Consider the following 16,858-nt stretch of genomic DNA (forward strand, 5'->3'; position numbering starts at 1 on the left):
AAAATTTACTATGAAACCGACCTGTATCAAATCATTTTTTAAGTGCCTGTTTTTAACGATCCTACTTAACCCTGGAATTGTCTTTGGCACGTCGTCCGGAATATCCGCTGATACTACAAAAATTCCTGAAGCGTTAAGGATCACCCGGGATGGGAAATCGCCGGAAACCCCCTTGAAAACAGAATATTTACTAGCGGACCTGGGCATAGATACCGTCAGGCAGGTTTTTCAGGCCCCTCCTTGTCTGGAAGGGGATTATTACCTGGCTTTTCAGTTGTTTTATGACCTGGGAGACCGTCAAACACAACAGGACTGGCTGGCCGATCTTGAAATTACGCTCCGGTATAATACAGATAGTTTATGGACCAAGCCTCTTTCTTTGGCCATGGAAAATCAGATTTTTATTGCGACTGTTTTCAATGATTCCCTGGTAACATGTGGTGATCATTATACTTTTAAAATTCACAATAAGCAACTTCAAAACGGGGCGCCGGAAGCTTACATTTATCTGAATGTTCTGTTGTACAAACATGAAGAAGCCCTCTTTAATCCCGCCGGTCCTTTGACATTAGATTATAGTTATGTCAATGAGGAAATCAAAACCAGTTGGAGTTATACCGGGCCAGGCCTGGAAAGCTTTGATTTGGAATGGGTCTTTATTGATTCGCTAGACATTTTTTTTGTAGGAACAACCGCTCAGGAAGCGTTTGATTGGAAAGAACCTGTACGTATTTCTACCACAGCTCAACAATACAGTCACATTTCCTATTACCCCAACGGTAGATTATGGTACCGTGTCAGGGCCGTTGGTATAAATCCTGCGTATCCTGGTCATCGCATAGCAGGGCATTGGCACTACGGCACCGGGGTTCCGATTAGTATCGACAATCATCAAAAAGGTATTACCTGGCAGCAGCAGACGGTTTTCAGTGAAAACGGTAAATACAAAAAGGTGATGAATTATTATGATGGCACTTCGCGTCAACGCCAGGTACTGACAAACCTGAGTTCGCAGGATGTGACTTTGGTAGGGGAAAATCTTTATGATTACGAAGGCCGGGTGGCTGGTACCGTCCTTCCCGTGCCAGGCGCCGGGCATTCTCTTCAGTACAAAGCTAATTTCAACACCTTCCAGCCTTTAGACGCTGACGTAACCGCCCATGTCTCTCCCAATCTCAAGAAATTTAATTACGATAACCACCGGGAAGTTAACAGCATTATTGCTACCACCACAGGCGCCGGAAAATATTATTCTTCCAATAATGACTTACAACAACTTCATAAAGATTTCCTGCCTGATGCAGATGGCTATGTATATACCCAAACCGAATATTTGAGGGACGGTACTGAGCGTATCAGCCGGCAATCGGGCGTGGGGGAGACATTCAAAATGGATGGAGCCCATGTTGTCCGGTATTATTATGGAGAAGCAGCGCCATATGACCTGGTCCGGTTGTTTGGCAGCAATGTGGGTAATGCCAATCACTATAAAAAAAATATGGTGGTAGACGCCAATGGACAGGTGAGTATATCTTACCTGGACCAGGAAGACCGCACCATTGCTACTGCGTTGGCGGGGACGCCGCCAGCTAACCTCGATACCCTGCCGGGTTTTAAAGCATTGGATCCTGCGGATATCACGGTGGATATCAGCCAGAAAAACAGCAAGGCAAACGGCATCAGCCAGTTGCAACATAAAATACTCAATACATCACCCAATACGCAGTATAGTTTTGAATACGAGTTGATGGCTCTGGGCGCTGAACTGGATACATTGGGTTGTCAGGACTGTACTTTTGATGTCAAAATCAGCATCACTGATCCCGATGGCATTGCCCTGGATCTTTCAGGTGTAACCGGAAATGAGTCGAGCGACCCCCATCTTTATGAACTTTTCAATAGAACCGGCACTGATTGTATAAATCCAATCAACGTTGCCGATGTCCGGTTTAGTGTTATGCTGGCAGATGTGGGAGATTACACCCTCACAAAAACCGTCACGCCCCGCGATCTTAGCTTTTCGCAAATGAGAACGTTGGTGGCCGAAAATGATTCAATCGCACAACTTGTGCAACAAATCAGTGCATCGTATGAGGTAGACTCTACCGATTGCGAGATTTGTGAGGCGACTTGTCCCGAGGCAGAAGCAGCCATCAATGAAGCCATTGACGAAATTGCAGAAAAGGATTGTGAGAACATCTATCTTCAAATTGAGCAATTTTTCAGGGACCGCGATGGGGAGGCGAGCGAAACATTTTATGAAGTGCCGCCCGACAGCATTGCGTCGCATCCGGATTACTGTGCTTACCTCCTTTGCGTGCAAAACCAGGAAAGTGATGTATTTGAAAAACAAATTGCCCGGATAGCCGATTGGGATGCTGCGGTAGCCGGAGGCTATGACCAGTTATTAACCTTAGACCCCTTCTTTACCAATCCGGATTTAAGTGGTTACGGTCATGTGGCGGCCATGCAATCCCGCCTTGATAACATGCATGTTGCCGATATACCCTTTGATAATGACAACGATGGCGTGCAGGATGGCGTAACCACCTATGCTGGCACCCTTGCCCAGATCACCGATCCGGCCAACACCAGTTTTTATATTAACGAGCGGGGGCTAAACGATGTGAATGGATTTCATATTCTTTACCAGGATTTAATGCGCCGTCAAAGCGAAATGACGGTGCAAGAATACAATAAGCAACTTAGCTTTCACTGGGTGCTTTTCCGCAATTTTTACCTTGAAGCCAAGCGAAAAACCAAGTTGGAAATTCCGGCGTTTCAAAATTGCCCGAAGGCCATGGAAGAATTGGGCGCACAGGACGAACTGCCACAAACTGAACAGGATGTTACCCAATGGGCCAAAGCCAACGGGCTTACAGACTCGGTGAGCAATGAGACGGTGGAAATGATGGTGGCTAATATCAGCGGATCCTGTAATACGAGTTTTAGTTATGCGGACAGTGTTGCTATTGCAGATTCCTTACGATCTTACTTCGACAGCAATAGCAACAATTTTTTCAAGCTCATATTAAAATCAGATCTTGGTAACCATAGCGCCCTCATAGCTATTCAGAATATACTGAACAGTTATAATTGCGGATTAGAAGCCGTGGCCCTGGATGATCCTATTGTATGCGTGAAAGATACCGTCATTTATTTACCCCCCCTCTACGATCCGGGCCCGCCTGCAGGTAGCCCTTTCTCAACTTTTTCGGATAATGTTGGTAATGATCTTACTGATGAGCAAACTTTTGGAGCGAGGAGGGGAGATGAACGCAATGCTTATTTTGATGAAAGTAGCTTTAAACAGCAGCATTTATTAATGCAGGATAGCTTAGAAGCAGAGATGATGGAAGATTTAATGCAGTACTTGGATGAAAAAAGAAAAAAGAGAAGTACTGTTCAATCGGTGCGAAGCATGCCAACCTTATCAACCACTGCTACCCCTACTCCACAACGTGATGCGCTAATAGCCATTTACAATGCTACAGGAGGGAATTCGTGGTTTAATAATAGTAACTGGCTTACTACCAACCCAGTATCTACCTGGGATGGAGTTACTACCGATGTAAACGGTAATGTAATTCAGCTATATCTCGAAAGCAATAATTTATCGGGAAGCATTCCTTCTGATCTCGAAAAACTGATCTATCTTGAAGTTTTAATTCTGTCGGATAATAGGCTTACGGGATCGATTCCAACCGAAATAGGTGGTATGTCTAGTCTAAAAGGTCTGTTTCTGAATTCCAATTCACTTTCAGGGTCTATTCCTAATACTATTGGAGATTTATTCAATCTTCAAAATTTACATTTAGAAAACAATCGACTTACAGGATCCATCCCCAACGAAATAGGGAGTTTGTCTAATCTCATTAGATTGTATCTATATTCCAATTCGCTTTTAGGAATCATTCCTTCGACCATCGGAAATTTACCTAATCTTGAAACTTTATCTTTCAGGAACAACCAACTGACTGGCTCAATTCCTAATACCATTGGAAATTTAACCAATCTTCAAAATTTGCATTTAGAAAACAATCAACTTACTGGATCCATCCCTAATGAAATAGGTAATTTATCCAGTCTTAAGAATATGAGTTTATTTTCCAATTCACTTTCAGGGGTCATTCCTTTGACAATTGGAAATTTATTCAACCTTGAAACTTTATCTTTGGGAAACAATCAACTTACTGGCTCAATTCCTAAAGAAATAGGTGATTTGGCCAGTCTATTATCACTGAGGGTCAATAATACTCAAATTGCTGGCTCAATTCCTAATGAAATAGGCAATTTATCTAATCTTGAAAGTCTGGATTTGAGTAGTAATGTTAACCTAGGAGGTGCCATACCTGCTTCTATTGCCAACTTATCTAAGTTAAGAATATTGCTTCTATACCACAGTTCCTTGTATGGGGAGATACCGCCGGAAATAGGAAATCTAACGAACTTGGTATTTTTGGTTTTACATTCCAACTCTCTTACTGGCAGCATACCACCGGAAATTGGACAGTTATCGGATCTCTATCAATTGGATATTAGCTGGAACAATTTAACTGGCTCAATTCCTAAGGAAATTGGACAATTAAATCAGTTGGTAATCTTACATTTAGCATATAATAACTTTACTGGACAAATTCCAATTGAGTTGGATTCTTTATTGAATCTGAGAGGACTGGTATTAGCAGGTAATAACTTAGTTGGAAGCATTTCACCTGGTATTGGTCTATTGCCTAACCTGACTAACTTGAATTTGAGTTGGAATAATTTATCCGGAACAATTCCTGCTAACTTGGGAAATTCTAATGGGTTTAACAATAATACTGGTAATGTTTATTTGCAAAATAATAATCTAGAAGGCACAATACCGGCGTCACTTGGAAACCCGCTGTTTCAAAATCTAAATTTAGGATATAATAATTTAAGTGGAGATATTCCGGATGAGTTGGTAGCATTGAAGAATATGTATTTTAATTTTTATATAGATGCGAATGCATTTACATTTCAAAACTTCCTGAATATCATTCAGGGATTTGATGGCACTTCCGAGGTTATCTATACTAATCAAGATTTAATAGATACGGAAAAAACTGTTTCCACTTATAATGGAGGCCCTTTAACCCTTAGAAGTAATATAGACCGTAACACTAATCCTCCATCTAAGTACCAATGGTTTAAATATGTAGATGGAGGTGCTGACATAGCGCTTAATACTTTATCAGAAGAAGGGCATACCCTTACGATCAACAATATTTCCGAATCTGACGAAGGAACACAATATTATTATCAAATAACTAATCCTGATGCTCCGCTCCTCACTTTGACCAGCCGTATGCAAACCCTGGTAGTTCAAGAAGGTATTGAAGTCAATCTCTGTTTACAATTTGATACCACCAACGTCACGCTTCGGCAATTCATGTTTAAGGTCGATTTAGACCAATTGGTACAGGAATGCCTCGCAAATGCTGCCCGGGAAGACAGTATTCTGATCAGTTATGCCACCGAAAAGTTCTATGAAAGGGCCATCTCCGGTTTTTACAATAATTATAAGACAAATTGCCTGGAAGGCGTCAACGATCGTCTGGAGTACACCTATCAGTCTCAGGAATATCATTATACACTTTACTATTATGATCAGGCCGGCAACCTGGTGCAGACCATACCTCCTGAAGGGGTAAAACCACTTTCAACAGCGGCCACAACGGCATTTTTGGGGGGCGCCCCTTCACAGCCTGATCATGCGTTAATCACCCGGTACCAGTACAATTCACTGAACCAATTGATTGAACAACAAACGCCCGATGCCGGCCAGTCACAGTTCTGGTACGACGGAAAAGCCCAATTGCGCCTGTCCCAAAATGCACAACAATTGATCGATACGGCTTATTCCTACACCAAATACGACGAACAGGGGCGTGTCATAGAGGTGGGAGAAATGCATACGGAAATAGCCCTGGGCCAATTGTTGGATTCACTGGATTCCAAAACCTTTCCCCTGGCTGCAGACTATGCACTGACCGATGTGACCCGCACCCACTACGATTTTCCGAAACCGGGACTCACCGCCTTCAATCAGCAGAATTTACGCACCCGTGTGTCATGGGTGGAAATTGTGAACCAAGACACTGATACAGTGATTACCTGCTACAGCTACGATATTCATGGGAATGTCAAAAGCTTGCTGCAACAATTACCAGGCCTGTCGCCAAAGCGGACCGACTACGTATATGACCTGATCAGCGGGAATGTGAATAACGTGTTGTACCAATACGGGGAAGAAGATCAGTTTATCCATCGCTATGAATACGACGCCGATAACCGGCTGACCGAAGTATACACCTCTACCGATGGCTTTATCTGGGACAAGGAAGCGGCTTATACCTATTACCTGCATGGTCCCCTCGCCAGGGTAGAACTGGGTGAATACCGGGTTCAGGGCATGGATTACTATTATACCCTTCAAGGTTGGCTCAAAGGTGTCAACCAGGCTTATGAAGATGATCCCGACATTATTAATGTGGCCGATTACATGGCAGGAAAAGATGTTTTTGCTTTTAACCTGGGCTATTTTAACGGTGACTACACCCCTGCCAATGCCTTGTTAACCCCCACCGAAGTGCGCGACCAGCTTTGGCAGCGATATACGGAAATGAATAGCGATAACGGTCTCTACAACGGCAACATAGCCTTCATGACCACCGATCTGGCCAAGGTCGGCCATGAGAGCAATGACCGCACCAAAGGCATGCAGGCCATGCTTTACCGGTATGACCAGCTCAACCGCATTATCAACGCGCGAAGCCTGACCAATTACCAGGCCGGTACCGGCTTTCAAACCAGACCCACAACGCCAGCCGCTTATGATACCGACTATAGCTACGATGCGAATGGTAACCTGCTCACTTTACAACGTTATGATGAGAGCGGGATTTTGCAGGATGAGTTTACCTACTCCTATTACGAAGGCACTAACCGGTTGATGCAATACCTGCCGATGAATATGGAGAACAAAGTTTATAATGGAGCGGTGACGAGCAATGACATTTTATACCGCCATATCACTGTGATGGGCAATAGCTATATTCCTACAGGGCAAGATGTTGTACTAAGGGCCACCGGAGGCATTACCATAAGTCCGACATTCACCACTTCGGGCGGCAACAGTTTCAAGGCCAAGCTGGAGCCCGATTCCCTGTCCATGTACCAATACGATGCGATAGGCAACCTCATCCGAGATCAATATGAAGGGGTAAATATCTCGTGGACGCCTTATGGCAAGGTACGGCAGGTGCGTAGCCGTTCGGATAGTTTGGTGGTTTCGTTCACCTATGATGCAGCCGGCAACCGGATAGCAAAGCAGGTGGTAACCCAAGGCGCTGAATTAACCACCGTGGTAACCCGCTACCTTCGCGATGCGAGCGGCAATGTGCTGGCCATTTACGAGGACAGCGTAATGATTGAGCAACCTATTTACGGCAGCAGCCGTTTAGGGATGTACAAAGGCGGCAAGCTATCCGCCCATCGTAATATGGGAACGAAACGCTACGAACTCACCAATCACCTGGGCAATGTGATGACGGTGATCACAGACAACATTGGCATGGAGCAGGATAGTGTCTGGGCTTCGGTGGTGAGTACTTCAGACTACTATCCGTTTGGATTGGGGATGGGGGGTAGGAGTTTTAGTGATAGTACTTACCGTTATGGGTTCAATGGAAAGGAACAAGATCAGAGTGGAGAGTTCGGCAATACCACCTACGATTATGGCTTCAGGATTTATAATCCTAGTATTGGGAAGTTTTTGAGTGTGGATCCTTTGACAAAGGAATACCCAATGCTGACACCTTATCAGTTTGCTAGTAACCGGCCCGTAGATGGAGTAGATTTAGATGGGTTAGAGTATTTAAGGGCTGATGAAGCTCGTATAAAAATGATTGGCGGAGAGACCCATATTAATTTGGAGAACTTTAACAGTGGAACTCGTGGAGCCTGGCGACTACGTGATGCCACCGGTATTTGGCCAACTGGTTATATTGGTTTCCCAACGAAAGTAGGAGAGCTTACCCATCCTTCATTTCCTTTATTTCCACCCTCCTTAAATTTAGATAATACCTTAGGAGCACCTAATCCAAATTTTGTAACAGGACAACTCAATGTCCAAAACCCTAGAACTAAACAAAGTGGATATAAATTAGTTGATCGAAGATTCAAGAATAGAACATTATCAGGTCTTTCTGGTGGGGGAAGAGCATTAGCTGGTGCATCTTTTGTCTTAAATGCCGTAGCATTCGGGTTTGAACAATATGGTATTTATCAAAATAATGAGGATGGGAGATTAGTCAAAGTGCATATGGATATACTTCGAAAACAAGTAGCAAAAGATCTTAATGATGCATTAGAAGTGGAAGGTTTGATACCGGAGGAATACAGAAATATTTTGGATTTAGGGAGTATTTCCAATGTAATTTTATCAGGAGTGAACCCGACAGACAACCAGGAGATATATGATATTGGGATCAAGATTGTGAAGGAGATTTCCGAAAATTTCAGGTATCCGTTAAAAATGCAACATTTGGATAGTGGATCAGAATTAGCCCCGGCAGATAATACACGGATAGCTCCAATAGCGGTACCTGAAATTGAAGAAAAATAATACATAAAAATATAAAATTGAAAAGAGGGGAGAAACCCCTTTTTTCTTTTATTCATAGAGTGCTCTTGTGCACTCCATTTTTAAGCTATCTGCTATTAATGTCATTTTTATTAGATACCCCCAACTAACTGAGTCCCTTACCTTTCTAAGGTTCTGAACTCTGAAAGTTCTATCAAATATTCTGTTCTCTGTTTTGATTTGAAGATAGGTAGAGTCATTTTTTTGAAAAGTTTCCCAAGTTCCTCTTTGTTCCTCAAGAGTTCTTTCAGAACGACGATTAATTGGGGGGAGCTCACAGGTATAATCTTCATTTAAGTCGAAAGCGTTAGTATACAAATCCCATCTTACGGGCTCATCGTGATAATAAGCTTGATCAACGACCCATCCGCCTTCCAGTTTTTCTTCCAGGGAGTTACAGGCGGCACAAAGAAAACAAGTTAAAAAAATTAGTGAGATAATTTTCATCACAAAATAGACTGAATCTTTCTTTTAGCGATAAAGGCGTCAATGACCGAGAAGATGTGATTGCGGTCTTCTTCATTAAACTTGCTTACTTCCAGGATACGGTTGAAAGTGGTTTTATCCAGTTGGATGTCGGTTTTGCCCACCAGGTAATCCAGGGACACTTCCAGGATGTCGGCCATTTTGGCGGCCACTTCGATGGAAGGTTTCATCTCATCCCGTTCATACCTGCCGATGGCCGGCCCTTTGGTACCGAGCTGTCCTGCCATCTCCTCTTGTGATATTCTTTTCTTTTTTCTGGCCTCTAACAGGCGTTTTCCAAAACTCATACTATCTGAATAAAACACTAAAAAAGGTTATTTAGCAAAAATACTGAACGAGATCGTATTAAACAAATCAAAAATATTTTGTTAAATAGGGAGGATTTATTGGTTTCGGAATACATTCGTTCGAATTAACGATTTCAAAAACCCAAGTTGGGGTAGTATTCCAAAAAAGAAAACTCCCTTGGGTGTAGAGTCCTCTACACTCATCTATTTATTTTGAAAAACTGAACAAGGCAATTGAAATTCCGGCTGTACTCGTGGCATTTGCTGTAAAGAAATTATACATGGGCGTAAGAAGTTTTGGGCACTTTTTTCCGGTGCATCCAGATGGTTAAGTCTTACCGCTAACGAGTTTTTTACTGTTCGTGTGGGTTGATCAGGTTAATACTCCCTCGGCGGTAGTATTCCATAAAAAAGAAAACGTTGGGTGTACGTCTCTGACTACACTCTTTTATTATTCAGAAGGCCAAAACGAGGCATTTGCAATGCTGGCTAGTAACCGGAAGTACTGAAAGGAAAGGACATTGTTGAGATCCCTTTACGTAGTATACAACAAAAAAACAAACGCTAGTGTAACGATTACTAAATAAGATTACTTTTAATATATTTTCCTTATGGCAAGTATAGGAACAATTATAATTAGCGAATGGGATCGTGAAGCACTCACACTTCGCTCCCGCTCTCATAAGTTACCGAGGCGAGATGTACTTAGAGCTCAGATTATCTTACTCTGTGCGAGAGGCAAGAGCTACGATGAAATCCAATCGGCACTTCATATCAGCAGGCCTATGATTAACAAATGGAAAGGTCGTTACAAGAAGATGGGCATAGCTGGTTTAAAAGATCAGGCTCGTTCGGGTAAGCCTGCCAGCTTTAGTGAAGCAGCTAAGGCTCGAGTCATTCAATTGGCCTGTAGCCCACCTGGGGAAGGCTATACCAATTGGAGTCAGAGAAGAATAGCTTCAGCGGTGGGGATGAGTCAAAGTAAAGTTCATCAGGTTCTATCTCATCATCATTTAAACCCTCACAAGGTGGCCTATTGGTGTGGCAAAAGTACTGACCCTGAGTTTGAGGAAAAAATGCTCAATGTAATAGGGCTTTACCTCTCCAAAGACGAAAAGGCCATGGTCTTATCCGTTGATGAAAAAACGCAAATACAGGCTTTGGATAGAAGTCAACCTGAATTACCGCTAAAAAGTGGGCTCCCCAAAAGGCATACTGTCACTTATAAACGTAACGGTACGGTATCATTGATGGCTGCCCTGGCAGTACATGAAGGGGAAGTCACCGCACAAACCATCGACAAGAACAACCATGTGAACTTTTTGAAGTTCCTCAAAAAACTCTACCGAAAATACCCTGACAAACAACTACACATTATTGTGGATAATCTCAACGTACACAAACATAAAAAGGTAAAAGCATGGGTAAATAGTAACAAAAGGCTCACCATGCACTTCACGCCAACCTACTCTTCCTGGCTCAATCAGATTGAAAGCTGGTTCAATATTTTAAGCAAAGATGTGCTGAAGGGAGGAATATGGCATTCCAAACAACAACTCGTTGATCAGTTAATGGAATATGTCCAGACCTACAACGCCACACGAGCCAAACCTTTTCAATGGAATTACGCACCTCATAGTAAACTAACTTGAAAATCAATACACTAGCCAAACTGCGTGCCAGTGTCAAGCGGCACCTGCAGGGGCAGTTGGACCAGTTGGAGCTGGCGGCCCAAAGCGGTGGGTCACCAGCTGGGTCGCCAGCGAGGGAGGAAAAAGTGCTTCCATGAAGCGTACAGGCAGATTTAAGGGGTTACAGGTGGCTGGCGACCCGTGACCCGGGAAAATACAAAGGGGCCTATGAAAAAAACAAGGATGATACAGCAGTTCAGGGAACATTTAACAAGGTTAGGGTATAGCAAAAGCAGCGTGCAGATGCTGCCTGCCTGTGTGGGGGAATTTTTACACTTCCAGGGGTATAAACCACCGGGTACGGTCACCCCTCATGATATTGTCCGCTATTATGCCTACCTGCAGGAGCGTCCCAACCGGCGGCGTAAAGGGGGATTAAGCGAACGTTTTATCGCTCACCACCTTTACAGTCTGAGGCTGTTTTTTGGCTGGCAGTTGCAGCAAAGGGAGATCAGCAAGGATCCTACCAGCAGCCTTGCGTTCCCAACGCCGCAGTCAAAACCTTTGGAGGTACTCACCACCGCAGAGGTGGAAACACTTTACGCAGCCTGTGGGACATTAAAAGAGCGTGCCCTACTTAGCTTGTTTTACGGGTGTGGGTTGAGAAAGTCAGAAGGCGAGCGCCTGAATATGGGAGATGTCCATTTTAGGAGCAGGTTGGTGTATGTCCGGGCAGGCAAAGGGGGCAAAAGGCGGGTGGTACCTTTGTCAGCCAGGGTGAACAAAGACCTGCAGGATTATGTATTGAATGAACGTTATAGCCAGCCAAATGAAAGCGCCTTTCTGTGTAACTGTCATGGGAGGCGTGCCAGGGGCAATAGCATGAACAGGCTGCTGAAAAAGGTGCTAAACCGGACAGGGATCACTAAACCCATCAGCTTGCATAACCTGAGACACTCAGTGGCGACCCATCTTTTAGCAAATGGGATGGCCGTGGAGCAGGTACGTGATTTTTTAGGTCACAAACACCTTGAGTCCACCCAGCTCTACACCCGCATCAACCCCAAACAACTGCACCAACTATGAGCCTGCAAGAATACCTACAGCAAAGACATGCCGGTGGAACGGTAAAACGTTACCTGCGGGAAATAAGGTTGTTTGTTGCCTGGGTAGAAAGCCCTGAGCGGGCCGGCTATCAGCAGATCATGGATTATATAGGTGAGTTAAGGCGCAGTGGTCTGGATGCAAGCCCGCCCCTTTATGCGATCAAGCAATATTACAGCTACCTGGTAGCAATAGGCATCCGGGGTGATCACCCTGCCCGTTCGATCCGGTTAAGGGACAAGACAAAGAAGGACATCCAGTTACAGGACTTGTTTAAAGCCGAAGAGCTGGCGCTGCTGCTGGAAAGAAAAGAACGTTATCCCATCTTGAAAAACCGCAATCAAATTATCATTAGTCTGCTCATTTACCAAGCCTTAACCAATGGAGATATTAAAAACCTGGAGGTGGGGGACATCCACCTGGAAGCAGGAACGGTTCACATCAAAGCACAGCGCAAGACTGGCGCCAGGACGTTGAAGCTACAGCCAAGACAGATATTTTGGTTAATGAACTACATTGGGGAAGACCGCCCCAGACTTATTAAAACCGACACCCAAAAACTGATCATCTCCAAATTAGGAACAGAAGAAAACGGGGAAGGGATCAGTTATTTGATCGAGTGTTGCCGGCATCTTTTTCCCGATAGAAAGTTGAACGCAAAAACGATAAGACAATCAGTGATTGCCAACCTGTTAAAATCGGGGAATGACCTGAGAGTAGTCCAGGCCTTTGCGGGCCACAAATACCCGAGCGCCACGGAGCGCTACAAGCAAACCCAGGTAGAGGCGTTAAAACAAGCGGTGTTGAAACATCATCCGTTGCAATAAAATCATAAATGCACAAAAAACGTTATCTTTACAAAAATAAAAGCATAGTATAGTTATGAGTAATGTAATCAATAAAGAATTGTTGGGCCATCTTCTGAAATTAGAGTTGGATCAGCAGCAACAGGTACTTGAATATGTTAAGCATTTACTTACGGGGGAACAGTTACACCTCAGGGCTGCTACATCGGAGGAAGATATTGCCCAGGGTAAAGTAAAAAGTTTTGATCAATTTAGTGAGGATTTTGAAAATTGGAAGGCCGCCAGACGCACAGCTACCGAGTAATTATTACAGCTTCAGCAGAAATAAGTTTCTATGAGTTTTCCAGCTACTTATACGATCATTATTCCATAGAAAAAGCAGAAAAACTTTCTACAGCCTTAAAAAACATGGCTGGTGAGTTGATTAACTACCCACACCGGGGCTCAATTGAACCTCAGTTAACGGGAAGAAAAAACGTATATCGTTATATTTTGTTTAAGCGCACATCAAGAGCTACAGTAAAGATCATTTATTATGTGGAAGAAGTTGAAAAGAGCGTATATATAACCGATTTTTATCCAACAGAGATGAATGATAACAAACTGCCGTCCCGGAACAAATAAACTTTCAAGTCCCCAAAAATCCACCGCACCAGGCCGCCCCATTCCTCCCGGCCGGCGCACATGGCCACCGGCACAACCTGCCCGCAAGGAAAAGAGGCGTTAAAACAAGCGGTACTAAAACACCATCCGTTAAAATAAAAGGAACAAAAAGCACTTAAGTACGTACTTAATTATGTATCTTTATAAAAACAATAATTATGAAAGTAGTAAATTATACAGATTTAAGGGTAAACCTTAAAAAGTGGCTAGATTTAGTTGTTGACGATGTGGAAGAACTGATCATTAAGAGAAAAAACAATCAGGATCTTGTGTTAATATCATTGGAAGAATACAACTCATTGAAAGAGACGAGTTATTTATTGAGTGGTAAAAACAGGGATGTACTACTAAAGTCCCTTAAAGAGTCCAGGTCAGGCCAAACCGAGGAACACGACTTAATAGAGGAATGAGGATCATTTGGACCCCCACCGCCTGGCAAGATTATCTATACTGGCAATCGACAGATAAAAAAAAGTTGAAAAGAATAAACGCATTGATTAAAGCTACTTTAAGGGATCCATTTTCAGGAATTGGAAACCCGGAGCCTTTAAAACATGATTTACAAGGCTTCTGGTCAAGGCGGATAGATGGGGAACATCGATTGGTTTACTCTTTTGCAAGTGAGGATTTAGAGATTATAGCTTGCAGGTACCACTACTAAACAAACCCCCCGCACGAGGCCGCTGCATTCCCCCCGTCCGGCGCACATGGCCTACGCACAGCCATCCCGCAAGGCAAAGCGGTGTGGCTTCATTGCGGGCCTTGCGCTGTCAGCCGTGCTGGGCCCAACCACCCGGCTCCAGGCCCTCCATTGCGCCACGCCCAGCTCTCCCTGCAGGGCAACCGCGCCAGGCTTCCCCTTCACCTGCAGCCGCTGTGCTGTTGTTTGTCCGCACCTTGCCCCCTCAGTCAGCACTGTGGCCCGCCGGCGCCCCGTTTTAACTGCGCTCAAGAAAAAAGCAAGTCCGTGGACGCTCTTTAGCTGCCCCGCCGGCCACTCCGCCGTAAACCGCGCCACTCCCTTGCTTTTTTGCCTGCCCTTCTGCCGGCTACTTACCGACAGGCTTCCTTCGGGATGCGGTTACGGTGCGGAAAAGGGGCCGCTAAGAAAGTCAGTGCTCACTTACCGCGCAAAACCAAAATTAGCCGTTGTAGCCGGTTAAGGAAGCTTGCTTGGAGCATCCCGGCTCAGGGTAAAAATCGACGGCGATGAAGGTAAACCAAGGTGTTCAGGCCGATTTTTACCCTTCCCCGGCATGTTGACCCTTTTCTTTTTTCAATAGAATCTGCACCTGAAAAAGAAAAAACTGCTAACTTGTGGCAGCGCCCTGGATGGGTGTGAACGTTCTTTAAAAAGTTGCCAGGGTGTGGGAAAAGGGAGCTAAAAAGGTCGTGCAGGGGATTACCGTTATGCATTCAACGGTAAAGAAAAAGATCAACAAGGAGAGTTCGGACTCACACACTACGATTACGGCTTTAGGATTTATAATCCAAGCATTGCGAAGTTTTTGAGTGTCGATCCGTTGGCAAGTTCTTATCCGTTTTATTCCCCCTATCATTTTGCTTCAAACTATCCCATACTTGCGGTAGATGTGGATGGTTTAGAGTCTGACTATTTATTAAACCTGCAAGAACGATTTATAGAAGGACTGTTTAGGGATAAACCAAATACTCCTATAGGTCAATCAAATGCAGTAACTAACACATTTCTTCAAAAAGATAACCTGGTAGATCCAAGGGACATTGCAAGACAATTTTATAATGACCCAATAGGTACAGGGCAAAAAATCATAGGTGGTATTAAAAAAGGGGTTAGGGAAACAAAAGAAGATTTGTTGAGTGGAGATCCAGAAAGGATGGCACACGCAGCAGGAAGGGTAACTGGTACAGTCGCTGAAACCATTGCTCCTGTTCCGGTCATAGGCAAGATCTTTAAAATTAAAATTAGTCCGAAGTTAAAAGTGCCAATGTCAGTAATAATCTTAAGAGAAATTTTAGTGTTGAAGATTAAATGTTAATTTGAAAGGTACGCAGAAGGGAAGATTAGATGCAGGAAAAGTAGAAAGATTTAAATTGTTGATGCAGAATGATATGTTTGATTTTACCTCTAAAAAAGGAAAGATTGGAGTTTCCATCGATAAGAAGGGTACAGTACATGTTGGAAAAGGTCATCATAGGATAGGCGCCGCTATTGAAATTTTTGAAGAGACAGGTAATGTTGGACCATTAGAGAAGTTATTAAATAATGCAAAACAGACATTTGTTGACTCACCACCAGCAAATTCCACTTCATTACCAAAAAAGTAATTGTTATGGGGAACGAATTAATTTATAAATGTTTAGGATTGAAAATTGCTGGTTATGAGCTACCAAAATTTGAGCTGAAAACAGGAGATTGGTATAACGTGATTATTCCCAAAGGATTTTCAAAAGAGGTTAAATTAGAAGACTTTATTAAGAAGAAGAATTTTTTTTTAATCGACAAAAAAAGGAATTTGATAGATCTTAGCAGAACTAGTAGTGACAGTGAAGAGGGGCTTAATTTAACACAGTCTAAGCTAAGAGTTTTGAACGAAGGGATCAATCAAGGTAAGAAAATTCTAATTTTTAATACAATTGGATTAGATTCTCAAGGAGTTGAAAGACTTTATTCAACGATCGATCAATTCATAGGTAAAATCGCGGTCATAGAATTGTTTTATCAAACAAATGTAGACACTAAAGTATTTTCCTATGTGAAAGTTTTAGATATGGAGGGAGATGTATTTAAGCAAGGTATAATTCAAGGATCACCGCAGGTTAGGTTTAGATTAAAAGTTACCAAAAGACAGTCTTAATACGTATCAACGATGCGAAGAGTTGTCAATTGAACTTGCTGGAAAAAAGGTTTTCGGCGTATTCTTACAGCAGAAAGTATTTAAAGGAATTAAAGTATAAATGTAATGATCCAATATTATCAAAAAAACTATCAAAACTTCTGGTCTATGAAATAGCGTCCATTGGTTGTTTCCTGGCAACTTTTATACTATTCATCACATTAAATATACTATTTTAAGTTTTTCTAAATTTTTTGACTAGCCCCCAACTGGGAGTAGTGTTCGATAAAAAAGAAAACTCCCCTAGGTGTAGAGTCCTCTACACTCATCTATTTATTTTGAAAAACCGGACGAGGCAGTTGAAATGCCGGCTGTACTTGCGGTATTTGCTGTA

At 43.1% G+C, this 16,858-nt stretch carries 12 protein-coding genes and 1 pseudogene; 11 read left to right on the forward strand and 2 right to left on the reverse strand.

What is annotated here, in order from left to right:
• The first annotated feature begins 10 nt into the window (after window positions 1-10).
• Window positions 11-8,653, forward strand: coding sequence for an RHS repeat-associated core domain-containing protein (locus AC04NP_RS21325; RefSeq protein ID WP_482861972.1), 8,643 nt, complete (start codon window positions 11-13; stop codon window positions 8,651-8,653).
• 48 nt (window positions 8,654-8,701) lie between these two features.
• On the opposite strand, the gene AC04NP_RS21330 is transcribed toward AC04NP_RS21325, so the two are convergent.
• Both AC04NP_RS21330 and AC04NP_RS21335 read right to left on the reverse strand, forming a co-directional pair.
• Window positions 8,702-9,121 carry a hypothetical protein gene (locus AC04NP_RS21330; protein ID WP_482861973.1) on the reverse strand — a complete coding sequence of 140 codons (420 nt, stop codon included), beginning with the start codon at window positions 9,119-9,121 and terminating at the stop codon, window positions 8,702-8,704.
• Window positions 9,118-9,444: a helix-turn-helix domain-containing protein gene (locus AC04NP_RS21335; protein WP_482861974.1), complete on the reverse strand. Its 327-nt coding sequence runs from the start codon at window positions 9,442-9,444 to the stop codon at window positions 9,118-9,120. Before AC04NP_RS21335 ends, AC04NP_RS21330 begins: the two co-directional genes overlap by 4 nt.
• Window positions 9,445-10,055: 611 nt before the next feature.
• Between AC04NP_RS21335 and AC04NP_RS21340 the strand changes: the two genes are divergently transcribed.
• The 10 genes and pseudogenes from AC04NP_RS21340 (at window position 10,056) to AC04NP_RS21385 (ending at window position 16,485) form a co-directional block, all read left to right on the forward strand.
• Window positions 10,056-11,096 (forward strand): IS630 family transposase, encoded by a 1,041-nt coding sequence (locus AC04NP_RS21340; protein WP_482861975.1) that lies wholly within the window; start codon window positions 10,056-10,058, stop codon window positions 11,094-11,096.
• 207 nt (window positions 11,097-11,303) lie between these two features.
• Entirely contained in the window at window positions 11,304-12,161 is an 858-nt protein-coding gene (locus AC04NP_RS21345) for a tyrosine-type recombinase/integrase (protein WP_482861976.1), read from the forward strand.
• Window positions 12,158-13,006, forward strand: coding sequence for a tyrosine-type recombinase/integrase (locus tag AC04NP_RS21350; protein ID WP_482861977.1), 849 nt, complete (start codon window positions 12,158-12,160; stop codon window positions 13,004-13,006). Before AC04NP_RS21345 ends, AC04NP_RS21350 begins: the two co-directional genes overlap by 4 nt.
• A 55-nt stretch (window positions 13,007-13,061) precedes the next feature.
• The gene (locus AC04NP_RS21355) at window positions 13,062-13,289 is read left to right on the forward strand and encodes a hypothetical protein (protein ID WP_482861978.1); all 228 of its coding nucleotides are present in this window, start codon (window positions 13,062-13,064) and stop codon (window positions 13,287-13,289) included.
• Window positions 13,256-13,609, forward strand: a complete 354-nt coding sequence (locus tag AC04NP_RS21360; RefSeq protein ID WP_482861979.1) for a hypothetical protein — start codon at window positions 13,256-13,258, stop codon at window positions 13,607-13,609. The genes AC04NP_RS21355 and AC04NP_RS21360 overlap by 34 nt, the downstream gene beginning before the upstream one ends.
• Window positions 13,610-13,806: 197 nt before the next feature.
• Complete coding sequence (locus AC04NP_RS21365; protein WP_482861980.1) at window positions 13,807-14,058, forward strand: type II toxin-antitoxin system Phd/YefM family antitoxin; 252 nt, start codon at window positions 13,807-13,809, stop codon at window positions 14,056-14,058.
• Complete coding sequence (locus AC04NP_RS21370) at window positions 14,055-14,309, forward strand: Txe/YoeB family addiction module toxin (protein WP_482861981.1); 255 nt, start codon at window positions 14,055-14,057, stop codon at window positions 14,307-14,309. The genes AC04NP_RS21365 and AC04NP_RS21370 overlap by 4 nt, the downstream gene beginning before the upstream one ends.
• A gap of 754 nt (window positions 14,310-15,063) precedes the next feature.
• A pseudogene (locus tag AC04NP_RS21375) lies at window positions 15,064-15,666 on the forward strand (RHS repeat domain-containing protein); the annotation flags it as partial.
• Between the two features lies 1 nt (window position 15,667).
• Window positions 15,668-15,955 (forward strand): ParB N-terminal domain-containing protein, encoded by a 288-nt coding sequence (locus AC04NP_RS21380; RefSeq protein ID WP_482861982.1) that lies wholly within the window; start codon window positions 15,668-15,670, stop codon window positions 15,953-15,955.
• Window positions 15,956-15,960: 5 nt separating this feature from the next.
• Window positions 15,961-16,485, forward strand: coding sequence for a hypothetical protein (locus tag AC04NP_RS21385; protein ID WP_482861983.1), 525 nt, complete (start codon window positions 15,961-15,963; stop codon window positions 16,483-16,485).
• Window positions 16,486-16,858: the final 373 nt, after the last annotated feature.

Source organism: Agaribacillus sp. DX54 (genome assembly GCF_056858335.1).